Origin of the sequence: Streptomyces sp. NPDC051555 (genome assembly GCF_044454405.1) — a bacterium.
In the GTDB taxonomy this organism is placed as follows: Bacteria; Actinomycetota; Actinomycetes; order Streptomycetales; family Streptomycetaceae; genus Streptomyces.
In genome coordinates this window covers 96203-117641 of record NZ_JBITDP010000028.1, presented here as the reverse complement: position 1 = coordinate 117641, position 21439 = coordinate 96203, and the positions used below count along the sequence as shown (strand labels likewise).

General features: G+C 72.7%; 18 protein-coding genes. 9 read left to right on the top strand and 9 right to left on the bottom strand.

The features are described 5' to 3' along the window. Positions 1 to 124 precede the first annotated feature (124 nt). The 6 genes from ACIBEA_RS37365 to ACIBEA_RS37340 are packed head-to-tail and all read right to left on the bottom strand — an operon-like array spanning position 125 to position 6202. Entirely contained in the window at positions 125 to 574 is a 450-nt protein-coding gene (locus tag ACIBEA_RS37365; protein ID WP_399267659.1) for a hypothetical protein, read from the bottom strand. Positions 575 to 621: 47 nt separating this feature from the next. After that, complete coding sequence (locus ACIBEA_RS37360; protein ID WP_399267658.1) at positions 622 to 1932, bottom strand: DUF58 domain-containing protein; 1311 nt, start codon at positions 1930 to 1932, stop codon at positions 622 to 624. Then, positions 1932 to 2933 (bottom strand): AAA family ATPase, encoded by a 1002-nt coding sequence (locus tag ACIBEA_RS37355; RefSeq protein WP_399267657.1) that lies wholly within the window; start codon positions 2931 to 2933, stop codon positions 1932 to 1934. The genes ACIBEA_RS37360 and ACIBEA_RS37355 overlap by 1 nt, the downstream gene beginning before the upstream one ends. Beyond that, positions 2930 to 4147, bottom strand: coding sequence for a DUF4350 domain-containing protein (locus ACIBEA_RS37350; protein ID WP_399267656.1), 1218 nt, complete (start codon positions 4145 to 4147; stop codon positions 2930 to 2932). Before ACIBEA_RS37350 ends, ACIBEA_RS37355 begins: the two co-directional genes overlap by 4 nt. After that, on the bottom strand, positions 4144 to 4839 hold the full coding sequence (locus tag ACIBEA_RS37345) for a DUF4129 domain-containing protein (RefSeq protein ID WP_399267655.1): 696 nt from the start codon (positions 4837 to 4839) through the stop codon (positions 4144 to 4146). Before ACIBEA_RS37345 ends, ACIBEA_RS37350 begins: the two co-directional genes overlap by 4 nt. A gap of 4 nt (positions 4840 to 4843) precedes the next feature. After that, positions 4844 to 6202: a hypothetical protein gene (locus ACIBEA_RS37340; protein WP_399267654.1), complete on the bottom strand. Its 1359-nt coding sequence runs from the start codon at positions 6200 to 6202 to the stop codon at positions 4844 to 4846. 237 nt (positions 6203 to 6439) lie between these two features. Between ACIBEA_RS37340 and mtrA the strand changes: the two genes are divergently transcribed. The 6 genes from mtrA to ACIBEA_RS37310 all read left to right on the top strand — a co-directional run bounded on the left by mtrA (position 6440) and on the right by ACIBEA_RS37310 (position 13720). After that, on the top strand, positions 6440 to 7129 hold the full coding sequence (gene mtrA / locus ACIBEA_RS37335) for a two-component system response regulator MtrA (RefSeq protein ID WP_354383973.1): 690 nt from the start codon (positions 6440 to 6442) through the stop codon (positions 7127 to 7129). A gap of 70 nt (positions 7130 to 7199) precedes the next feature. Continuing rightward, a complete protein-coding gene (gene mtrB / locus ACIBEA_RS37330) occupies positions 7200 to 9152 on the top strand; it encodes an MtrAB system histidine kinase MtrB (protein WP_399267653.1) in 1953 nt (650 codons plus the stop codon). Next, a complete protein-coding gene (locus ACIBEA_RS37325; RefSeq protein WP_399267652.1) occupies positions 9142 to 11001 on the top strand; it encodes an LpqB family beta-propeller domain-containing protein in 1860 nt (619 codons plus the stop codon). Before mtrB ends, ACIBEA_RS37325 begins: the two co-directional genes overlap by 11 nt. A gap of 60 nt (positions 11002 to 11061) precedes the next feature. Further along, positions 11062 to 11775, top strand: a complete 714-nt coding sequence (locus tag ACIBEA_RS37320) for a ComF family protein (protein ID WP_399267651.1) — start codon at positions 11062 to 11064, stop codon at positions 11773 to 11775. A gap of 322 nt (positions 11776 to 12097) precedes the next feature. Then, positions 12098 to 12793, top strand: a complete 696-nt coding sequence (gene hpf, locus ACIBEA_RS37315; RefSeq protein WP_399267650.1) for a ribosome hibernation-promoting factor, HPF/YfiA family — start codon at positions 12098 to 12100, stop codon at positions 12791 to 12793. A gap of 201 nt (positions 12794 to 12994) precedes the next feature. Continuing rightward, positions 12995 to 13720 carry a response regulator transcription factor gene (locus ACIBEA_RS37310; protein WP_354383978.1) on the top strand — a complete coding sequence of 242 codons (726 nt, stop codon included), beginning with the start codon at positions 12995 to 12997 and terminating at the stop codon, positions 13718 to 13720. 58 nt (positions 13721 to 13778) lie between these two features. Here the strand turns inward: ACIBEA_RS37310 and ACIBEA_RS37305 are convergent, their stop codons facing one another. Both ACIBEA_RS37305 and ACIBEA_RS37300 read right to left on the bottom strand, forming a co-directional pair. After that, the gene (locus tag ACIBEA_RS37305; protein ID WP_399267649.1) at positions 13779 to 14945 is read right to left on the bottom strand and encodes a winged helix-turn-helix domain-containing protein; all 1167 of its coding nucleotides are present in this window, start codon (positions 14943 to 14945) and stop codon (positions 13779 to 13781) included. A gap of 61 nt (positions 14946 to 15006) precedes the next feature. Then, complete coding sequence (locus ACIBEA_RS37300; protein ID WP_399267648.1) at positions 15007 to 15588, bottom strand: GNAT family N-acetyltransferase; 582 nt, start codon at positions 15586 to 15588, stop codon at positions 15007 to 15009. A 228-nt stretch (positions 15589 to 15816) separates the two neighbouring features. On the opposite strand from ACIBEA_RS37300, the gene secA reads away from it, so the two are divergent. Further along, positions 15817 to 18597 carry a preprotein translocase subunit SecA gene (secA, locus tag ACIBEA_RS37295; RefSeq protein ID WP_399267647.1) on the top strand — a complete coding sequence of 927 codons (2781 nt, stop codon included), beginning with the start codon at positions 15817 to 15819 and terminating at the stop codon, positions 18595 to 18597. Between the two features lie 686 nt (positions 18598 to 19283). Here secA and ACIBEA_RS37290 read toward each other — a convergent pair. Beyond that, positions 19284 to 19685: an Rv3235 family protein gene (locus ACIBEA_RS37290; RefSeq protein WP_399267646.1), complete on the bottom strand. Its 402-nt coding sequence runs from the start codon at positions 19683 to 19685 to the stop codon at positions 19284 to 19286. Between the two features lie 311 nt (positions 19686 to 19996). Here ACIBEA_RS37290 and ACIBEA_RS37285 point away from each other — a divergent pair, with 311 nt between their 5' ends. After that, the gene (locus tag ACIBEA_RS37285) at positions 19997 to 20497 is read left to right on the top strand and encodes a DUF6912 family protein (protein ID WP_399267645.1); all 501 of its coding nucleotides are present in this window, start codon (positions 19997 to 19999) and stop codon (positions 20495 to 20497) included. Next, on the top strand, positions 20494 to 21186 hold the full coding sequence (locus ACIBEA_RS37280) for an HAD family hydrolase (protein ID WP_399267644.1): 693 nt from the start codon (positions 20494 to 20496) through the stop codon (positions 21184 to 21186). Before ACIBEA_RS37285 ends, ACIBEA_RS37280 begins: the two co-directional genes overlap by 4 nt. The last annotated feature ends 253 nt before the right edge of the window (positions 21187 to 21439 follow it).

The window sequence follows — 21439 nt, the reverse complement described above, 5'->3', positions numbered from 1 at the left end:
CAGGGGGGACCCTGTGGGAGAGTAGGACGCCGCCGAACAATTTTTCCGGGAAAGCCCCGCACCTTATGGTGCGGGGCTTTTCTGCGTTCCGGACCCGTGCCGCGAGGAATGCGGCCGCCGCGCCCTACCAATCGGTGGGGTAGCTCTTGAGGCTGCTCGTGTCGAGGGTCCAGCGGCCGGCGGTGACGGTGTCCCCGAAGGCGTACGGAACCTTCTTGCGGTAGCGGATGCCGTCGGGGCCCTCCGAGCGGTCGCTGTGGTTGACCACCTTCGGGGTGTCGTCGGTGTCCTCTTCCGCGATGACCATGAGGTCGGGGACCTTGGTGAGGCCGGTCACCGGATCGCCCATGTTGGTGTCGTTGAGCGCGACGACCTCAGGTGTCTGGGCCTCGATCTGGCGGCGCAGCCGGACCACGTTGAGCCCGTGCGGAGCCGTGCGGCTCACCATGGTGAGGAAGATCTGACCGTCGGTGGTCTGCACCTTCCAGCTGTCTTCCTGCTGTTCGGCCAGCTCCGCGAGCTGCTCCGCGAAATCGTGCATGCGGCGCACCTGCTCGGGGGTGAGGTCGGCCACGTGTCCTCCCGGTGGGTGCCCCGCCAGCCTATCCAGCGGGACACCCGCTAGAGGCGGCCCGCGGCCTTCAGGGCGAGGTAGGCGTCGGCGAGGGCCGGGGCCAGGGTGTCGGGGGTGGCGTCGACGACATGGACGCCGTGCCGGGAGAGCTGGTCGGCGGTGCGGCGGCGCTGGGCGCGGGTCTGGGTGCCCGCGGCGGCCTCGTAGACCGCGTCGACCGTGCCGCGGGCGGTGGCCATCCGGGCGATGTGCGGATCCGCGACGGAGGCGAGCAGGACGGTGTGCCGCTGGGTGAGGGTGGGCAGCAGCGGGAGCAGGCCCTCCTCGATCGGAGCGGCGTCCAGGCTGGTCAGCAGCACGACCAGGGAGCGGCGCGGGGCGCCGCGCAGGATGCTGGAGACCAGGCCGCGCGAGTCCGTCTCGACGAGTTCGGGCTCCAGCGGGGCCATCGCGTTGACGAAGGCGGGCATGACGTCGCCGGGCGGGCGGCCCTGGACCTGGGCGCGGGTGCGCCGGTCGTGGGCCAGCAGGTCCACGCGGTCGCCCGCGCGGGTGGCCAGGGCCGCCAGCAGCAGGGCCGCGTCCATGGCGGAGTCCAGGCGCGGGGCGTCGCCGACGCGGCCGGCCGACGTACGGCCCGTGTCGAGGCAGATCAGGATGTGCCGGTCGCGTTCGGGACGCCAGGTGCGGACGGCGACCTTGTTCTGCCGGGCGGTGGCCCGCCAGTCGATGGAGCGGGTGTCGTCGCCGGGCACGTAGTCCCGCAGGCTGTCGAACTCGGTTCCCTCACCGCGCGTCAGCACGCTGGTGCGGCCGTCGAGTTCGCGCAGCCGGGCGAGCCGGGACGGCAGGTGCTTGCGGCTGGTGAAGGGGGGCAGGACGCGGACCGTCCAGGGGACGACGTGGGTGCCCTGGCGGGCCATCAGCCCGAGCGGGCCGTACGAGCGGACGGTGACGCGGTCGGCGCGGCGGTCCCCGCGGCGGGAGGGCCGCAGCCGGGTGGTGACCCGGCGGCGTTCGCCCGCGGGGACGGTCAGGGCGTGCCGCGAGGCGGCCGCCTCGGCGTCCGGGACCCAGCTGCTCGGGGGCCACGCGTCGCGGATGCGGGCGCGCAGGATCCGGCCGCCCGGGTTGGTGACGCTGAGGTGGACCTCGGCGCCCTCGCCCAGGCGCACCGCGGTGTCGCCGGAGCGGGCGAGCCGCAGGGTGCGCACCGGCGCGGCGAGGGCGTAGTCGACGGCGCAGGCCAGGGCCAGGGGTCCGTTGACGGCGAGGATCCCCGTCCAGCTCGGTTCGAGCAGGCCGACGGGGAGCGCGCCGAGGGCCGCGACCAGGGCGGCGCGTCCGGTGAGGGCCATCAGCGCGGGACGGGGACGTGGGAGAGGATCGCGGTGATGACCGCGTCCGCGGTGACGCCTTCCATCTCGGCCTCGGGGCGCAGCTGGACGCGGTGGCGCAGCGTGGGCAGGGCGAGGGCCTTGACGTCGTCGGGGGTGACGTAGTCGCGGCCGGTCAGCCAGGCCCAGGCGCGGGCGGTGGAGAGCAGGGCGGTGGCGCCGCGGGGGGAGACACCGAGGGTGAGCGACGGCGATTCGCGGGTGGCGCGGCAGATGTCGACGACGTAACCGGCGATCTCGGGGGAGACCGTGGTGGCGGCGACGGCGCGGCGGGCGGCTTCGAGGTCGGCGGGGCCGGCGACGGGGCGCACTCCGGCGGCGTCGAGGTCGCGGGGGTCGAAGCCGGCGGCGTGCCGGGACAGGACGGCGATCTCGTCCGTGCGGGAGGGCAGCGGCACGGTGAGCTTGAGCAGGAAGCGGTCGAGCTGGGCCTCGGGCAGCGGGTAGGTGCCCTCGTACTCGACGGGGTTCTGCGTCGCGGCGACGAGGAAGGGGTCGGGGAGCGGGCGCGGCGTGCCGTCGACGGTGACCTGGCGCTCCTCCATCGCTTCGAGCAGGGACGCCTGGGTCTTGGGGGGCGTCCGGTTGATCTCGTCCGCGAGGAGGAGGTTGGTGAAGACCGGGCCCTCCTGGAAGGAGAACTCGGCGGAGCGGGCGTCGTAGACCAGCGAGCCGGTGATGTCGCTCGGCATCAGGTCGGGGGTGAACTGGACGCGCTTGGTGCCGATGTCGAGGGAGGCGGCCAGGGCGCGGACCAGCAGGGTCTTGGCGACGCCGGGGACGCCTTCGAGCAGGACGTGGCCGCGGCACAGCAGGGCGACGACGAGGCCGGTGACGGCGGCGTCCTGGCCGACGACGGCCTTGCCGATCTCGGTGCGCAGCGCTTCGAGGGAGGCGCGTGCGCGGTCCGCGTCGGGGTGGGCGGGAGCGGCCTGGTAGGCGTCGGCGGGCGTGGCCGTCATGAGGTACGGACCTCTCTTTCGAGGGCGTCGAGGTGATCGACGAGCGCGACGAGTGCCGCGTCGTCGGAGGGAGCGGGGCCGAAGAGCAGCCCGGGGAGGTCGCCTTCGGCGTCGGTCAGCCGGTCGGCGACCGCGGGCAGCAGGGCGGCGGGGTCCTGGGCGTGCGCGGGCGGTACGCCGACCAGCGCGGCCAGGCGCTCACGGGTGGCTTCCCGCAGCACGGTGGCGGCCCGGTCGCGGGCCGCGGCCTTGCGGTAGAGGCGGGCGCGGCCTTCGGTGGCCTCGGAGGCGCGGACGACGACCGGGAGCCGCTCGGTGACCAGCGGGCCGAGACGCCGGGCCCGCCAGAGCGCGGCGAGCACGGCGGCGACGGTGAGTTGGAGCAGGGCCCAGCCCCAGCCGGCGGGGACGAGGTCGAAGAAGCTCTTGTCCTGCTCCCGCACGCCGTCGGCGCTGTCGGCGGGCGAGGGGATGAACCAGACGAGGTTCGGCCGGGAGCCGAGGAGTTGCAGGGCGAGGGCCGCGTTGCCCTCGTCGGCCAGGGTCTCGTTCTGGAGGATCAGCCCGGAGCCGAGGACGACGGTGTCCGCGCCGCCCGCTCCGGGGAGCCGGAGCACGGTGGCGGTGGCGCCGCTGGGGTAGCAGGACTGCGCGAGCGGGAGGTCGGTGGTGTAGCGCAGGCCGTCGCCGGTCGAGGCGCGCCCGGCCGCGGTGGCCGCGGGCAGGGTGCACCCGGGGGCGAGGTTCGTGTCGTGGGCGGTGCCCTTGACGCGGACGCCGGGGGTGAGCCCGGCCACGGCGCGGCCGGTGGGCGCGAGCAGGACCGTACGGCCGCCGGAGAGGTCCATCGCGGTGCGCAGGACCGCGCGGCGTTCCTCGCCGAGCAGGTCGGGTTCGGTGACCAGGAGGGTGGTGCCGGGGCCGGCGGCCGCGGTGGCTTCGGCGGTGGTGGTCACGACGCGGGTGGTGACGCCGCGCTGCTTCAGGAGCTCGGCGAGGGCCCGGCTGCCGGTGGGGTCGGCGGAGCGCGGGTCGAACTGGCCGTGGTGGCTGCCGGAGTGCAGGGAGGCCAGGGCTATGCCGGCGACGAGCAGGGCGGCGACGACGATGAGGAAGCCGCGGGCCCGGCGCCAGATCCTGGTGGGGCTCATGGCGGTGGAGGTGGCGGCGCGGGCGGCCGGGGTGGCCGGTGCGGGGGGCGGGGCGGTGCTCATGCGGCCGGTCCTCCCGCGGTGGTCAGGACGGGCTTGGCGCGTTCCAGGGCGAGGTCGAGGTCGCGCAGGCGGGCGTACGTACCGGAGTCGGCGGGGCGACCGCCGTAGGTCACGTCGTCGAACGTCCGGGCGGCGGCGTGCAGTTCCGCGCCGTGGGCGGGGAGGGAGCGCGCCGCTTCGGCGGCGGCCTCGTCGGCGGTGCGGCCGGGGCGCGGGTCGAGCAGGGTGCGCTCCTCCAGGGAGCGCACGACGGCGCGCATGCGTTCCTGGACGGCCTCGGTCCAGTGTCCGGCGGCGGCGTGGGCCTCGGCGCTCGTGCGGTGGTCGGCGGCGCTGCGGACGCCCTCGTCGAAGAGGAGCCCGGTGCTGGTGGCGGCCCGGCGGGGGGAGCCGAGCCGCCACCACAGGGCGCCGATGAGCAGGGCGACCACGACGACGATCACGAGGATCCCCACCAGGCCGCCGGGTGTGGCGTCGGACGCGGAGTTCATGAGGTCGCCGAGCCACTCCCAGAGGCGGTCGATGGCCCGCTGGATCGGGCTCGGGTCGTTCTGGTGGTAGAGCGGCTTGGACAGCTCGCGTTCGGCGGCTTCGCGGGCCGCGTCGCGCGGAGTCGTCAGCGGCGGTACTTCGTCGGTCTGCGGCAGCAGGGCTGCCGTGGTGCGCGTGATCGGTCCCCCCGTGGTGATCACCGCATCAGCCGCCGGCGCCGGGGTGCGGGGTGCCGTTGGCGCCGTAGTTCTCGACGCCGGCCGCGCGGGCCAGTTCCAGGTCGAGGGCCTCGCGCCGGATGCGCTGGTCGATGTAGAGCAGGACGGTGACGCCGGACTGCATCGGCATGGTGATGGCCATGGCGATGACCCCACCGATCGCCGAGATCAGCAGGTACGCCCAGCTGTCAGGGGTGTCACCGGCGATCATGGCGTCGAATCCGCCGCCGAAGACGATGGCGAGGACGGTGAACGGCACGGCGATGATCATCGAGATGACGCCGACGATGAGGCCGGTCAGGATCGAGATCCCGAAGATCCGCCACCAGGCGCCCTGGACCAGCTTGGCCGAGCGGGCCAGCGACTTCATGACGGTCGCCTTCTCCAGCATCAGCGCGGGCGAGGCCAGGCTGAAGCGGACCCACAGCCAGGCCAGCAGCACGAGGCCGCCGAGCCCGCCGAGGACGGTGAGGGCGGCGCTGTCCGCGAAGATGCCCGGGAGCATCAGGACGAGGAGCAGGACGGCGGAGGCGACGGTCAGCAGGAGCGTCAGCCCGGCGAGGCGCAGCAGCTGGGGGCGCGCGTCGCCCCAGGCGCCGGCGACCGTGGAGGACTGACCGAGCACCGCCCGGCTGAAGATCATGGTGAGCAGGGCGGTGGCGAGGATCCCGCCGATGACCTGGATGAAGATGGTCACCATCGAGAGGGTGAGGCTGCCGCCCATGGCGTCGAGGACCTCGCGGGGTCCGGCGATGGTGTCCGGGTCGGCCGTGAGGCGGTCCAGCGCGTAGCGCTGGAAGACCACGGTGGCGAGCTGGATGATCACGGCGACGACGGCGGTGACGGACAGCACCGAGCGCCAGTGGGTGCGCATGGTGGTGACCGCGCCGTCGAGGATCTCGCCGAGGCCCAGGGGCCGCAGCGGGATCACGCCGGGCTTGGCCGCCGGGGGCTTGCCCCAGCCGCCGGGAACGCCGGGGTAGCCGTACTGGCCACCGCCGCCGTGGGGGGCGCCGTACTGGCCGCCCTGGCCACCGCCGTACGAGCCCCAGCCGGCGCCGGGCTGCGGCTGCTGGGGGGCGCCGTCGGAGGGCGCGGAGGGGGCGCCGGCGGCCGGGGGCGCGCCGGGGCTGGACCACTGGCCGGGCGGCGGCTGCTGGGCGGACCATTTGGAGTCGGCCGGGGGCTGCGCGGGCTGTCCGGGCTGCTCGTTCGGGGCCGGGTTCTGGGGTGAAGGTGGTGAGGATGGCGGCTGCGCCCCCGTACCGTTCGCGTCGGGAGCGCCGTTGCGCTCACCTTCGGACGGAGAGGGTCCGGGCGTAGCCCAGCCCGGAGAGTCGTTCATCGTCGCTCCTTCACGTGTACCGCGCTGCCGGTGGCGCTGGATCGCTGCCATCGTGTCACGTGGGAACTCCGGACGGACCGGCTCCCTCCCCCCGGATATCGGGGTGGCCCGCACCTTCAATTGTCGTCCGGATCCGAGGCAGACTGGACGACTGGATCACGACGCAGGTCAGAGGGGCGATTTCCAGCCCTTTTGGCTGTGGGACAGCTCACCGCCAGGTAACGATTAGCTAATGGGATGATGTCAACCATGAAGGGACGCGTCCTTGTCGTCGACGACGACACCGCGCTGGCCGAGATGCTCGGCATTGTGCTGCGTGGAGAAGGTTTTGAGCCGTCGTTCGTAGCGGACGGCGACAAGGCACTTGCTGCTTTCCGGGAGGCCAAGCCTGACCTGGTACTGCTGGACCTCATGCTGCCCGGACGGGACGGCATAGAGGTCTGTCGGCTGATCCGCGCCGAATCAGGCGTGCCGATCGTGATGCTCACAGCGAAGAGCGACACGGTCGATGTGGTCGTGGGGCTGGAGTCCGGCGCCGACGACTACATGGTCAAGCCGTTCAAACCCAAGGAGCTGGTGGCCCGCATCCGGGCCCGCCTGCGCCGCTCGGAGGAGCCCGCGCCCGAGCAGCTCACCATCGGTGACCTGGTCATCGACGTGGCCGGGCACTCCGTGAAGCGGGACGGCGGCTCCATCGCGCTGACCCCGCTCGAATTCGACCTGCTGGTCGCCCTCGCCCGCAAGCCCTGGCAGGTCTTCACCCGTGAGGTGCTGCTGGAGCAGGTCTGGGGCTACCGGCACGCGGCGGACACCCGCCTGGTCAACGTGCATGTTCAGCGACTGCGCTCCAAGGTCGAGAAGGACCCGGAGCGCCCGGAGATCGTGGTGACCGTACGTGGCGTCGGCTACAAGGCCGGACCGAGCTGACATGAAGCCCGGCAAGCCGCTCCGCGGCCCCCGTCGGGGGGCCCTGCGGGGCGGTCGGCAGCTCCGTCAGATGACTGACGGGGCGGCCGGCGGTCCCGTGCTGCGGCTGTTCGTACGGCTCGTACGCAGGCCGCTGCTCCCGGCTGTCCGCCTCTGGCGGCGCAACCTCCAGCTCAGGGTGGTCGCCGGCACCCTGCTCATGTCGCTGGCCGTGGTCCTCAGCCTCGGCTTCGTCGTGATCGCCCAGGTCAGCAAGGGGCTGCTCGACGCCAAGGAAGAGGCTGCCCAGAGCCAGGCGGCGGGCGGCTTCGCGGTCGCACAGGAGAAGGCCAACGCGCCCTCCACGACCGACGGGCCGGATCCCACCGCGGTCGACACCAAGGTCGGCCGGGACGCCAGCACCTGGATGAGTTCCCTGGTCAAGCAGCTGGCCAGTGGCGGCCAGACCGCCTTCGAGGTGGTCGCGCTCGGCGCCGGAACCGGTGAGCTGGGGCCCGGGGTGCGCGGAGCGCGCGCTTCCGGAGACGTGGACCCGACCGCCAGCGTCCCGCTGTCGCTGCGCAAGGCCGTCAACCACGCGACCGGCACCTTCCTGACCTTCTCCAGCATCCGCTACAGCACGCCGGGCACCGACTCCGAGGCGGCGCTGGTCATCGGCAAGCGGCTCACCGACATCAACGGCGAGCCCTACGACCTGTACTACCTCTTCCCGCTCACCCAGGAGCAGGAGTCCCTGAACCTGGTCAAGACGACCATCGCCACGGCCGGGCTGTTCGTGGTCGTGCTGCTCGGCGCCATCGCGTGGTTCGTCGTGCGCCAGGTGGTCACGCCGGTCCGGATGGCGGCCGGCATCGCCGAGCGGCTCTCGGCCGGCCGGCTCCAGGAACGGATGAAGGTCACCGGCGAGGACGACATCGCCCGATTGGGCGAAGCCTTCAACAAGATGGCCCAGAACCTCTCGCACAAGATCCAGCAGCTGGAAGAGCTGTCCCGGATGCAGCGCCGCTTCGTCTCCGACGTCTCCCACGAGCTGCGCACCCCGCTGACCACCGTCCGGATGGCCGCCGACGTCATCCACGACGCCCGGGTCGACTTCGATCCGATCACCGCGCGCGCCGCGGAACTGCTCGCGGGCCAGCTCGACCGCTTCGAGTCGCTCCTCGCGGACCTGCTGGAGATCAGCCGGTTCGACGCGGGCGCCGCCGCGCTGGAGGCGGAGCCGATCGATCTGCGCGACGTCGTCCACCGGGTCATCGACGCCGCCGAGCCGCTGTCCGAGCGCAAGGGCAGCCGGGTGCGGGTGCTCGGGGACTCCCAGCCCGTCATCGCCGAGGCCGACGCACGGCGGGTGGAGCGGGTGCTGCGCAACCTCGTCGTCAACGCCGTCGAGCACGGCGAGGGCCGCGACGTGGTGGTCCGGCTCGCCTCCGCGGGCGGGGCCGTGGCCGTGGCCGTACGGGACTACGGGGTGGGCCTCAAGCCGGGCGAGGCCACCCGGGTCTTCAACCGCTTCTGGCGCGCCGACCCGGCGCGCGCCCGTACCACCGGCGGGACCGGCCTCGGCCTGTCCATCGCGGTGGAGGACGCCCGGCTGCACGGCGGCTGGCTCCAGGCCTGGGGCGAACCGGGCGGTGGCTCCCAGTTCCGCCTCACGCTGCCGCGGACCGCGGACGAACCGCTGCGCGGCTCCCCGATCCCCCTGGAGCCGGAGGACTCGCGCGGGAACCGGGCGCGGGCCGCGGCCGAGGGACGGCTCGCCGGTGCGGACGCCGCGCAGCCGCCCCCGACGGACCGGTCGCCGATCCCGCCGCGCTCGGCGGTCGCCGGGGCGGTGCCCGTACCCGCGGACCCGACGGCGCTGCCGGGGTCCGGGGCGCGGGTGGTGTCCCGCAGCCCGGAGCCGGGCGGCGGGGGCGCGGGCGGCAGCGCCGGGGCCGGTGGCGCTGCCGGGGCCGGTGGGGTGGCCGGTACGGATGGTGGAGCTGTGGATCACGCGCAGGAGGACGTAACCGGTGGACGCTGAGCCCGATCCCACGACACCCCCCGCCCGCGACGACCGGGGCGCGCGGCGGCTGACGGTCGCCCTCGGCAGCGCCCTGTGCGGCGCGCTGCTGGCGTCGGGCTGCGCCTCCATGCCCGACCACGGTGAGATCACCGAGGTGCAGGCGTCCCAGGGCGTCGACTCGCAGGTGCGGGTGTTCGGCGTACCGCCCTCGGACAAGGCCACCCCGCCCGAGATCGTCGACGGCTTCCTCGAAGCGATGACCAGCGACGACCCGCAGCTGGAGACCGCCCGCAAGTACCTCACGGAGGACGCGGCGAAGAGCTGGAAGCCCAGCTCGGCCACCACCGTGCTCTCCGGTGGCATCACGCGCATCTCGGTCCAGGGCGAGAAGGACCCCGAGGGGCCCCGGTTCAAGGTCACCGGCAAGCGCCTCGCGACGGTGGACGAGCGCAGCGCGTACCAGCCGGACGCCGGTGGCGGGCGCTACGAGGAGTTCATCCAGCTCGTCCAGGACAAGAACAAGCAGTGGCGGATCGCCGCGCCGCCCGGGGGCCTGGTCCTCAGCGAGTCCGACTTCCAGCGGATCTTCCGGCCCGTCAACAAGTACTACTTCGCGGACGGGACGCTCGTCGCCGACCCGGTGTACGTGCGCCAGCGCACCGATCCGGACACGCGCATGGACCCGATGACCCAGACTGTACGGTCCCTGCTGGCCGGCCCCTCCAAGTGGCTCGGCCCGGTCGTCGCCTCCAACTTCCCCACCGGCACGGAACTGCGCGAAGGCACCAAGTCCCTCTCGTACGACGGCCAGAACACGCTGCGGGTGCCGCTCAACGAGAAGGCGGACAACGTCGCGCACCCGCAGTGCCAGAAGATGGCGACCCAACTCTTCTACACCGTGCGGGACATGACGACCTCCCGGCTCGACCGGGTCGAACTGCTGCGCTCCGACGGCTCGTCGCTGTGCGCGGTGACCGAGGGCGCGGCGTCCACCATCGCCAACCGGGTGCCGTCGTCGCGCTTCCAGTACTACGTGGACAAGGACCGCCGACTGGTCCGGATGAGCCTGGCGGTCGAGAAGGAGGACCAGCAGGATCCGGCCGAACCGGTGCCGGGCCCGCTGTCCACCGCGGGGGCCGGTACCGCGTTCCGGGTGGGCTCGGCGGCCGTCACCTACGACGAGCGGCGCGCCGCGGTCGTCTCCGAGGACGGGCACGCCCTGCACGTCGTCTCGCTGACCACGGCCGGACCGATGCCGGCGGCGTTGCTGACCAGCAAGGCGAACAAGCTGACCGCCCCGAGCTGGGACGCGCGCGGTGACCTGTGGATCGCGGACCAGGACCCGCAGAACCCGGGGCTGTACCGGGTGCCGGGCGGGACCGGGACGCCCGCGCGGGTGGATGTCGCGGGGCTCGACAACGGGCAGATCAGCCAGCTGCGGGTGTCCTCCGACGGGGTCCGGATCGCGCTGCTGGTGACGAAGGACGGCCGCAAGAACCTGTACATCGGCCGGATCGAACGGCCCGAGGACAAGGCGGACGCGGCGACCGTCTCCGTGCGCGAACTGCGGCCGGCGGCGCCGCAGATGGCGAGCGTGACGGCGATGAGCTGGGCCCCGCGCGGGCGGTTGTTGGTCATCGGGCGCGAGAACGGCGGGGTGGTGCAGGCGCGCTACGTGCTGGCCGACGGGTCGATGGTCGCGGCGAGCCTGCCGGGGGCGACCGGGCTGACGGAGGTCGCGGCGTCGGAGGACGAGAAGAAGCCGGTGGTCGGGCGCTCCGAGGAGGACGGCATCGTGTGGCTGCCACCGGGGGCGCAGTGGCGCACGGCGGCGGCCGGGGGGAAGGGCCCGGTGTACCCGGGCTGAGGTCGGCCGGGTTGTCCACAGGGGGTGCGGGGTGGGCCGGGGGTGCGCGATGGTGGCGGGATGGGGTGGTGGGGGGAGGTCGCGGGGCTCGTCCTGCCCGCGCGGTGTGCGGGGTGCGGGGTGGCGCGCGAGGTGGTGTGCGCGGGGTGTCGGGAAGGGCTGAGCGGGGCCGGGGCGGGGGTCGTGCGGCCGCGTCCGGGGCCGCCGGGACTGCCCGTGGTGCACGCCGGCGCCGGGTACGCGGACGGCGTACGGGCGGTGCTGCTCGCGCACAAGGAGCGCGGGGCGCTCCAGCTGGCCGGGGTGCTCGGCGGGGCGCTGGCCGCGGCCGTCCGGTCGGGTGGTGGGGACGGGGACCGGGCGGGCCTGGTCCTGGTGCCGGCGCCCTCCTCCCGGTGGCAGGTGCGGGCGCGCGGGCACGATCCGGCGCGCAGGATCGCGCTGGCCGCTTCGGCCCGACTGCGCCGGGGCGGGATCCCGGCGCGCGTGGCGCCCGTACTGCGCCAGCGGCGGCCGGTGGCGGACCAGGCGGGCCTGGGGGCCCGGCAGCGGCGGGAGAACCTGGCCGGGGCCCTGGAGGTGCGGCCCGGCGGCGCGCGGCTGCTGGAGGGGGCACGGATCGTGCTGGTGGACGACCTGATCACCACCGGAGCCACCCTCGCGGAGGCGGCCCGCGCGCTGCGCGCGGTCGGCGGGTGTCCCGCGGGGCTGCGCGCGGCCGTGGTGGCCGCCCCGGTGGGGTCTTTCGACTCGAACAGAGCAAAAAATCGGTGAATAGATTTGGAACTGAGTGGGAAGGCGCATCGTTGCAGGTAGTACGAGGGAATGGCCACCTGAACGGAGGTACGTTCCGGTAGCGGGTGCCGTCAACCGGCGAACAGGGATATGTTCGGTTGAAGAGGAACTCGCGCTTCGGAGCTTCTCCGCATCGGGCAGGCGTGCCCCTCGACTCCGACGTCGGTGGGGTGGTGATCTTGCCGATGGGGGAGGAGGAGGTGAAAGTCGCCAAGTCCGAGGCTCCGGTGAACATCGGGGCCTGGTGCAAAAGGGAGACGCTTCGCCGCTGAGGCGGAGCTATCCGGGAACGGAGTTCTGCGTGGACATCGTCGTCAAGGGCCGCAAGACCGAAGTGCCCGAGCGGTTCCGCAAGCACGTGGCCGAGAAGCTGAATCCGGAGCGGATCCAGAGGCTCGACGCCAAGGTGATCAGCTTGGACGTCGAGGTGTCCAAGGAACACAACCCGCGTCAGGCCGACCGTTCCGACCGCGTGGAGATCACCCTTCGCTCGCGGGGTCCCGTGATCCGCGCCGAGGCGGCCGCCGCAGACCCCTACGCGGCGCTGGACCTGGCCCAGGACAAGCTCGAGGCCCGACTGCGCAAGCAGCACGACAAGCGCCACAACCGCCGCGGCAGCGGTCGACTCTCGGCGGCCGAGGTCGCCGATGTCGTACCGGGCGTCGCGCAGCTGAACGGGAACGGCGAGCCGGTCACCGAGGAGAAGGCGGACGCGGTTCCGACCACTCGGATCGGATCGCTCGAAGTACAGGGCGAAGGCCCGCTGATCGTGCGCGAGAAGACGCACTCGGCCTCGCCCATGTCGCTCGACCAGGCTCTGTACGAAATGGAACTGGTCGGCCACGACTTCTATCTGTTCGTCGACTCCGAAACGAAGTTGCCCAGTGTTGTCTACCGACGTCACGCATACGACTACGGCGTCATTCACGTGAACCCCGACGGTGCCTCCAGCTCGGAGGAATCGCCTGGTGGAGCGGGTGGAGCGCTCGGCGGCTGACGGTCCTTCGAGGTGCCCCCGGTGATGCTCGTTCGTCACCGGGGGCACCCGTATGCACCTGGGCAACCCCCGCCCGCAGGCCCGGGCATGGAATCATGTCGGGCAGTCAGCCGGCGTCCGACTGCGCCGGGTTGACGCCGGGCGCTGCGTGCGGCAGCGCCACACATGAATTCGGGCCACGGCCTTGCAGGGGGAGGAACGATGGCGGACAGCTTCGGACCGGCACGCGCTGACGACGGTGCGGACTGCCGGACCGGCCCGGGCGGTGAACCGATCCGTGTGCTCGTGGTCGACGACCACGCCCTCTTCCGGCGCGGGCTGGAGATCGTCCTCGCGCAGGAGGAGGACATCCAGGTCGTCGGCGAGGCCGGGGACGGCGCGGAGGCGGTGGACAAGGCCGCGGACCTGCTGCCGGACATCGTGCTGATGGACGTGCGGATGCCCCGGCGCGGCGGTATCGAGGCGTGCACCTCGATCAAGGAGGTGGCCCCCTCCACGAAGATCATCATGCTGACGATCAGCGACGAGGAGGCCGACCTCTACGACGCGATCAAGGCCGGGGCGACCGGCTACCTGCTCAAGGAGATCTCCACGGACGAGGTCGCCACCGCGATCCGCGCCGTGGCCGACGGGCAGTCGCAGATCAGCCCCTCCATGGCGTCGAAGCTGCTGACCGAGTTCAAGTCGATGATCCAGCGCACCGACGAGCGGCGGCTGGTGCCCGCGCCGCGGCTGACGGACCGCGAGCTGGAGGTGCTCAAGCTGGTGGCGACCGGGATGAACAACCGGGACATCGCCAAGGAGTTGTTCATCTCCGAGAACACCGTGAAGAACCACGTCCGCAACATCCTGGAGAAGCTCCAGCTGCACTCCCGGATGGAAGCCGTGGTCTACGCGATGCGCGAGAAGATCCTCGAAATCCGCTGATCGGCCGGTCCGCTCGTCGGCCTGCTGATCCGGGGTCTGCTGATCCGGTCGCCCCGGGTCACAGGGCGGCCAGCTCCGCCGTGACGGCGGCCGCCTCCGCGGGGCTCTGCGCCCGGTCCACCCGGACCTCGTCGCAGCCCACCCAGGACGCCGCCTCGCGCAGCGCCTCGGCCATCGGGCGGGCCGCGGCGGGGGTGGTCAGGGAGAGCTGGCGGGCCACCAGGGTCCCGCCCTCGCGGCCCGGGTCCACCCGGCCCTGGAGCAGGCCGCCGGCCAGCAGCGGCATGGCGAAGTACCCGTGGATCCGCCGGGGCTTGGGCACGTAGGCCTCCAGCCGGTGGGTGAAGCCGAAGATCCGCTCCGTCCGGGGACGCTCCCAGATCAGCGAGTCGAAGGGCGAGAGCAGCGTCGTGCGGTGGCGCCCGCGGGGGGTGGTGGCCAGGGCGGCCGGGTCGGCCCAGGCCGGCTTGTCCCAGCCCTCGACCGCGACCGGGACCAGTCCGGAGTCCGCGACCACCGCGTCGAACTGGTCGTTCTTGAGGCGGTGGTAGTCGGCGATGTCGCTGCGGGTGCCCACGCCCAGGGACTGCCCCGCGAGCGCGACCAGGCGGCGCAGGCACTCGGTGTCGTCCAAGTCGTCGTGGAGCAGGGCGTCCGGGACGGCCCGCTCGGGCAGGTCGTAGACCCGCTTCCAGCCGCGGCGCTCGGTGCAGACCACCTCGCCGATGTCGAGCAGCCACTCCACCGCGATCTTGCTCTCGGACCATTCGAACCACTCGCCGCCGTTCTTGGCGCCGCCCAGCTCGGTCGAGGTGAGCGGGCCGTCGGCGCGCAGCCGGTCCAGGACCGCCTTCGTCGAACGCTCCTTCTCCGCCAGGACGTGCCAGCGGTGGCCCCGGGCCCGGCGCGCCCGGCGGCGGAAGGCGAAGTGCGGCCACTCCTCGATCGGCAGGATGCAGGCCGCGTGGGACCAGTACTCGAAGGCGTGGTTCCCAGACCAGTACGCGGCCTCCACCGCGGACCGGTCCACCGCGCCCAGGCGCGCGTACGGGATCAGCTCATGCGAGCGGGCCAGCACCGAGATGGTGTCCAGCTGTACGGCGCCCAGGTGCCGCAGGACGCCGCGCACCCCGCCCCGGCGGTCGGGGGCGCCGAGGAACCCCTGCGCGCGCAGGGCGATCCGGCGGGCCTCGGCGGCGGACAGGGACACGGTGGCGGAGGTCATGCCTCGCAGCCTAGGGGGCACCACCGACAGGCCGGCCCGGTCGGCCGGTCGTGGGCCGCGGTCAGGCGTCGCGCCGGGGGTCGGGGAGGTACGGCAGGCGCGAGGGGAGACCCAGGTCGGAGGGGAGGAGCGCGCCGGTCCAGCAGTCCCGCAGGGTCTCGCGGTGCTCCATGCCCGCGCGCTGCACGCCCTCGACCACGAAGCCGCACTTCTCGGCGACGGCGCGGGAGGCGGCGTTGGCGATCCCGGCGCGCCAGATCAGGCGCACGCAGCCCGCCTCGGTGAAGGCCCAGCGGGCGACGGCGGTGACGGCTTCGGTCATGTAGCCGAGGCCGCGGTGCTCGGCCACCGACCAGTAGCCGATCTCGTGCGCGAAGGCGCCCCGGGCGTGGACGCCCAGGGTGGCGACGAGCGGGCCGTCCGCGCCGAGCCGGACGGCGAAGTTGTACTCGGTGTCCTCGCGCCAGCCGCGCGGCACGATCTCCGTCACGAAGGTCTCGGCGTCCTTGACCTCGTAGGGCACGGGCACCGGTATCCACTGCTGGATGGCGGGGTCCTGGCAGGCGGCGTACACCTCCGCGACGTCGGCGGGCAGGTGCGGGCGCAGCACAAGGCGCTCGGTGATCAGCGTGCTCGGTTCCATCCGGCGATTCTGTGCGGTCCGCCGTGCGCGGGCGAACAGTTTTCACCCCACACCGGCACCTTCCAGGCCCCCCGTCCGTTGTCCCTGCGGGTGCCAGCCGCCCTGCGGATACGGCGGACCTCCCGGCGTGACCACGTCCTCGCTTACGATGGCCGTTGCGGTGGGGTCCACCTGCCGTGCCCGTGTACGAACAGTGCCCAGGCCCGACCGGCAAGGAGACAAACCTCGGTGTCCGTCTTCAACAAGCTCATGCGTGCAGGCGAAGGCAAGATCCTGCGCAAACTGCACCGCATCGCGGACCAGGTCAACTCCATCGAAGAGGACTTCGTCAACCTCTCCGACGCCGAGTTGCGGGCGCTCACGGATGAGTACAAGCAGCGCTTCCAGGACGGCGAGAGCCTGGACGACCTGCTGCCCGAGGCCTTCGCGACGGTGCGCGAGGCCGCCAAGCGCGTCCTCGGCCAGCGGCACTACGACGTCCAGATCATGGGCGGTGCCGCACTCCACCTCGGCTACGTGGCGGAGATGAAGACCGGTGAGGGCAAGACCCTCGTCGGCACCCTGCCCGCGTACCTGAACGCGATGTCCGGCAAGGGCGTCCACCTGATCACGGTGAACGACTACCTGGCCGAGCGCGACTCCGAGATGATGGGCCGGGTCCACAAGTTCCTCGGCCTGGAGGTCGGCTGCATCCTGGCGAACATGTCGCCGGCGCAGCGCCGCGAACAGTACAGCTCGGACATCACCTACGGCACGAACAACGAGTTCGGCTTCGACTACCTGCGCGACAACATGGCGTGGTCGAAGGACGAGCTGGTCCAGCGCGGCCACAACTTCGCCGTGGTCGACGAGGTCGACTCGATCCTGGTCGACGAGGCCCGTACGCCGCTGATCATCTCCGGCCCCGCCGACCAGGCCACCAAGTGGTACGGCGACTTCGCGAAGCTGGTGACCCGCCTGAAGAAGGGCGAGCCCGGCCAGCCGCTGAAGGGCATCGAGGAGACCGGCGACTACGAGGTCGACGAGAAGAAGCGCACGGTCGCCATCCACGAGGCCGGTGTCGCCAAGGTCGAGGACTGGCTCGGCATCGACAACCTCTACGAGTCGGTGAACACCCCGCTCGTCGGGTACCTGAACAACGCCCTGAAGGCCAAGGAGCTGTTCAAGAACGACAAGGACTACGTCGTCATCGACGGCGAAGTCATGATCGTCGACGAGCACACCGGCCGCATCCTCGCGGGTCGCCGCTACAACGAGGGCATGCACCAGGCGATCGAGGCGAAGGAAGGGGTGGACATCAAGGACGAGAACCAGACCCTCGCCACGATCACCCTGCAGAACTTCTTCCGCCTGTACTCGAAGCTCTCGGGCATGACCGGTACGGCCATGACCGAGGCCGCCGAGTTCCACCAGATCTACAAGCTCGGCGTCGTCCCGATCCCGACCAACCGGGACATGGTCCGCAAGGACCAGGCCGACCTGATCTACCGCACCGAGGTCGCCAAGTTCGCCGCCGTCGTCGACGACATCGCGGAGAAGCACGAGAAGGGCCAGCCGATCCTGGTCGGCACCACCTCGGTCGAGAAGTCCGAGTACCTCTCGCAGCAGCTCTCCAAGCGCGGCATCCCGCACGAGGTGCTGAACGCGAAGCAGCACGAGCGCGAGGCCTCGATCGTCGCCCAGGCCGGCCGCCGCGGCGCCGTCACGGTCGCCACGAACATGGCCGGCCGCGGTACCGACATCAAGCTCGGCGGCAACCCGGACGACCTCGCCGAGGCCGAGCTGCGCCAGCAGGGCCTGGACCCGGAGGAGCACATCGAGGAGTGGGCGCACGCCCTGCCCTCGGCGCTCACCAAGGCGGAGGCGGCCGTCAAGGCCGAGTTCGAAGAGGTCAAGGAGCTCGGCGGGCTCTACGTCCTGGGCACCGAGCGGCACGAGTCGCGCCGCATCGACAACCAGCTGCGCGGCCGCTCCGGCCGTCAGGGCGACCCGGGCGAGTCCCGCTTCTACCTGTCGCTGGGCGATGACCTGATGCGCCTGTTCAAGGCGCAGATGGTCGAGCGCGTCATGGCGATGGCGAACGTGCCGGACGACGTGCCGATCGAGAACAAGATGGTGACCCGGGCGATCGCGTCCGCGCAGTCGCAGGTCGAGACCCAGAACTTCGAGACGCGCAAGAACGTCCTGAAGTACGACGAGGTCCTCAACAACCAGCGCGAGGTCATCTACCGCGAGCGCCGCCGCGTCCTGGAGGGCGAGGACCTCCAGGAGCAGGTCCGTCACATGATGGACGACACCATCGACGCCTACATCACGGCCGAGACGGTCGAGGGCTTCGCGGAGGAGTGGGACCTGGAGCGCCTGTGGGGCGCCTTCAAGCAGCTCTACCCGATCAAGGTGACGGTCGAGGAGCTGGAAGAGGCGGCGGGCGACCGGGCCGGGATCACGGCCGAGTTCATCGCGGAGTCCGTCAAGGACGACATCCACGAGCAGTACGAGGCGCGCGAGACGCAGCTCGGCTCCGACATCATGCGCGAGCTGGAGCGCCGCGTGGTGCTGTCGGTGCTGGACCGCAAGTGGCGCGAGCACCTGTACGAGATGGACTACCTGCAGGAGGGCATCGGCCTGCGGGCGATGGCCCAGAAGGACCCGCTGGTCGAGTACCAGCGCGAGGGCTTCGACATGTACAACGCCATGCAGGACGGCATCAAGGAAGAGTCCGTCGGCTACCTGTTCAACCTGGAGGTCCAGGTCGAGCAGCAGGTCGAGGAGGTTCCGGTGCAGGACGCGGGTCCGTCGCTGGCGAAGCCGGAGATCCGGGCCAAGGGTCTGGACGCGCCGCAGCGGCCCGACCGGCTGCACTTCTCCGCTCCCACGGTGGACGGGGAGGGTGGCGTGGTCGAGGGTGACTTCGACGCCGACGGGGCCGATGGTTCCGGCGACGGGATGACCCGGGCGGAGCGCCGCAAGGCGCAGAAGGCGTCCGGCGGGCGTCGGCGCAAGAAGTGACCCCGCTCCCCGTGTGAGCCACGGGGGCCCTGTCCGGGGCCGGACGACCGCATGCGGCGGCTGTCCGGCCCCGGACGCGTTTCCGCGCAGCGTGGCCCGGGGGGGTCACCTCCGGCCCCGGTCCGTGGGGTTCCCCTCCTCCCTTGGCCCGGCGGTCCCCACTCCGGCCTCGGTTCGTGGGGTTCAGCCCCGGTCTGGGGGCCCGGCTCCAGCCTCGGTCTGGGGCCCACTCCAGCCTCGCCGGCGTTTGAGGCGCCGCCGGAGGCACCGGTGGCTCTGTCTCCCGGCCCTGGGTGCGCCCCTCCTGCCTTGGCCCGGGGGGTCCCCCTCCCGCCTCGGTCCGGGGCCCTACTCCAGCCTCGGTTCGTGGGGTCCCCCCCCAGCCCCGGTCTGGGGGCCATTCCAGCCTCGCCGGCGTTTGAGGCGCGGGTCCGGGCGGAGCCCGGTCGGTTCGGGACGAGGCCCGGTGGGGTGGTGCGCCCCCGTGGCCCCTGGGTGCCTCCGGCGGCGCCTCAAACGCCGGCGGGGCTGGATGTGGCGGGGGCCGGGCCTGGCTGGGGCCCCCGTGGGCCCTGGGTGCCTCCGGCGGCGCCTCAAACGCCGGCGGGGCTGGGTTTGGCGGGGCCGAGCCTGGCTGGGGGTCCTGGGGGGTTCACGGGGCTTCGTGTGTCGGCGGGGCGGCGGCTTCATGGGCGGGGGCCGGTGATTTCTACTGCGGCGCAGCGCCAGCGGAGGTCGGGGCCCTGTTCCAGGCGGAAGGCCATGGCCGTGATGCGGTCGCCGGTGGCGATGCGGGCGAAGGCTTCGATCACGCCCGGGCCGGGGTGGAAGCGCCCGCACTGGCGCAGCACCGGGCGCAGCCGGCCCGGGAAGGGGCCCGCCGGGGCGGTCAGGGTGACCAGTTGTTCGTACGCCGGGCCGACGGTGTGCCCGAGCAGGCAGTGGACCGGCCGTTGGCCGCTGAGGACGGCCAGGAGCCGCTCCGCGAACCAGTGGTGGGGACCGGGCCGCGCCCCGCGGGGAGGGCTCGGCGGGCGGCGCTGGTCGTGGCGTCCCGCAGGGCGGGTGGTGCTCCGCGTGCTGGTCATGGCGCGTCCCCGATGAGGCCGGGCCCGGCGGTACCGGGCGGTAACTTGTCGGGTGACCTTCTACGGGCGCCCGCCCGGCTCCGCAACGGGCCCCCGCCCCGGGCCCCGCGGCGGCCCGGGTTCGCCTATCAGGGGCGCCGCGCCGCCGCCCGGTCCCGCGGGGCGCGCGGGCGCCCGTACCGCCGTGGACGCGGGGGCCGGCGCGGGCGGCACCCCGAAAGGGGACCGGGCGCTGGGCCGGACGCGGCCGTCGGGAACGGGCCGGGCGGTCGTATCCTGAGGGCGTTCCCGACTACCGAAAGCAGCCGGCCATGCGCGTGTACGTCCCCCTGACCCTCCCCGGGCTCGCCGAGGCGCACAAGGCGGGCGAGCTGGGCCCCGCTCCGCTGCGCGCGTACGCGGTCACGCCCGGCCTGCGCGAGTGGTACGTCTCGGACGACATCGAGGAGCTGGAGTACGCCGCCCTGAACCGGGCCGCGATCGCCTCCCTGCGCCTGCTCGCCGAGGACCCGACCGCCCCGCGCAAGCGGGTCGTCGTCGCCCTCGACGTCGACGACAAGGCCGCCACCGCGATCCCCGGCGCGGACGAGGCGAGCCTCGGTCAGGTGGCCCTGGCCGCCGCGGTGCGTCTGAAGGTGGCCGCCGCCGTGCACGTGGACGCCGAGGACGCGAAGGACGACGTGAGCGCCGCCGCGGCCGCCGTGGGCGCCGCCGATGCCGGTGACGGCGACGCGCAGGTCACGGTGGACGGCGCCGAGGACCACGACCTGCTGTGGTTCGGGGTGCAGGAGATCCCGGGGCTGCTCACGTGACCGGCGCGGGCGCGGGCGCGACCACGAGCGCGGGCGCCCACCTGGTGTGGGACTGGAACGGGACCCTGCTCCACGACATCGACGCCGTGATGGCCGCGACGAACGCCTCCTTCGCCGAGCTGGGCTTCGCGCCGATCACCCTGGAGCGCTACCGCGAGCTGTACGTCGTCCCCGTGCCGAAGTTCTACGAGCGGCTGATGGGGCGGCTGCCCACGGACGACGAGTGGCTGGTCATGGACGACACCTTCCACCGGCACTACTGGGCCGTGGCCGAGGACGCGGGGCTCGCCGAGGGCGCGCGCGAGCTGCTGGAGGGCTGGCGGACGGCCGGGCTCACCCAGTCCCTGCTGTCCCTCGCGCCCCACGACAAACTCGTGCCCCTGGTCCGGCGGCACGGGATCCACGACCACTTCCTGCGCGTCGACGGGCGCGTCGGGCCCTCGCACACCTCGAAGGCCGGCCACCTCGTACGCCATATGGCCGCCATGGAGGGGACGGGTGTGAGCGCCACCCGTACGGTCCTCATCGGGGACGCCGTCGACGACGCCCTGGCCGCCGCCCACGTGGGCGCGCTCGCGGTGCTCTACACCGGCGGTTCGCACAGTCGCCGCAGTCTGGAATCAGCCGGAGTCCCGGTCGTGGACAGCCTGGCGGAGGCGGTCCGGACAGCTCACGAATTGGCCGGATAACGGCGTTTAGATCCCCTGGAGCGGCCCCCCGCACGCCCAGGGGGCCCGCGTCGCTGTCCAGAGTGTCAAAGTTCCACCCCCGGATTTGTACACATACAGCTCATGACGGGTCGGGGGTGGGGCGAGATAGCCTTGTCCCGTGATCAGCGCGATAGTCCTCGGGGGCACTGAAGCCTCCGACCAGCGCCCGGCGCACCACCGTGCCCGGGCCATCGCTGATCCCCGCCTCCGGGGCCCCTGGCCGAGAATGGTC

What these genes read in the sequence shown, in the direction of transcription:
- ACIBEA_RS37360 (WP_399267658.1), bottom strand. Translation starts at nt 1,932, where the DNA reads ATGGCCCTCACCGGACGCGCCGCCCTGGTCGCGGCCCTCGGCGCGCTC.
- ACIBEA_RS37355 (WP_399267657.1), bottom strand. Translation starts at nt 2,933, where the DNA reads ATGACGGCCACGCCCGCCGACGCCTACCAGGCCGCTCCCGCCCACCCC.
- ACIBEA_RS37350 (WP_399267656.1), bottom strand. Translation starts at nt 4,147, where the DNA reads ATGAGCACCGCCCCGCCCCCCGCACCGGCCACCCCGGCCGCCCGCGCC.
- ACIBEA_RS37340 (WP_399267654.1), bottom strand. Translation starts at nt 6,202, where the DNA reads ATGAACGACTCTCCGGGCTGGGCTACGCCCGGACCCTCTCCGTCCGAA.
- mtrA (WP_354383973.1), top strand. Translation starts at nt 6,440, where the DNA reads ATGATGTCAACCATGAAGGGACGCGTCCTTGTCGTCGACGACGACACC.
- mtrB (WP_399267653.1), top strand. Translation starts at nt 7,200, where the DNA reads ATGACTGACGGGGCGGCCGGCGGTCCCGTGCTGCGGCTGTTCGTACGG.
- ACIBEA_RS37320 (WP_399267651.1), top strand. Translation starts at nt 11,062, where the DNA reads ATGGGGTGGTGGGGGGAGGTCGCGGGGCTCGTCCTGCCCGCGCGGTGT.
- ACIBEA_RS37310 (WP_354383978.1), top strand. Translation starts at nt 12,995, where the DNA reads ATGGCGGACAGCTTCGGACCGGCACGCGCTGACGACGGTGCGGACTGC.
- ACIBEA_RS37305 (WP_399267649.1), bottom strand. Translation starts at nt 14,945, where the DNA reads ATGACCTCCGCCACCGTGTCCCTGTCCGCCGCCGAGGCCCGCCGGATC.
- ACIBEA_RS37300 (WP_399267648.1), bottom strand. Translation starts at nt 15,588, where the DNA reads ATGGAACCGAGCACGCTGATCACCGAGCGCCTTGTGCTGCGCCCGCAC.
- ACIBEA_RS37290 (WP_399267646.1), bottom strand. Translation starts at nt 19,685, where the DNA reads ATGACCAGCACGCGGAGCACCACCCGCCCTGCGGGACGCCACGACCAG.
- ACIBEA_RS37285 (WP_399267645.1), top strand. Translation starts at nt 19,997, where the DNA reads ATGCGCGTGTACGTCCCCCTGACCCTCCCCGGGCTCGCCGAGGCGCAC.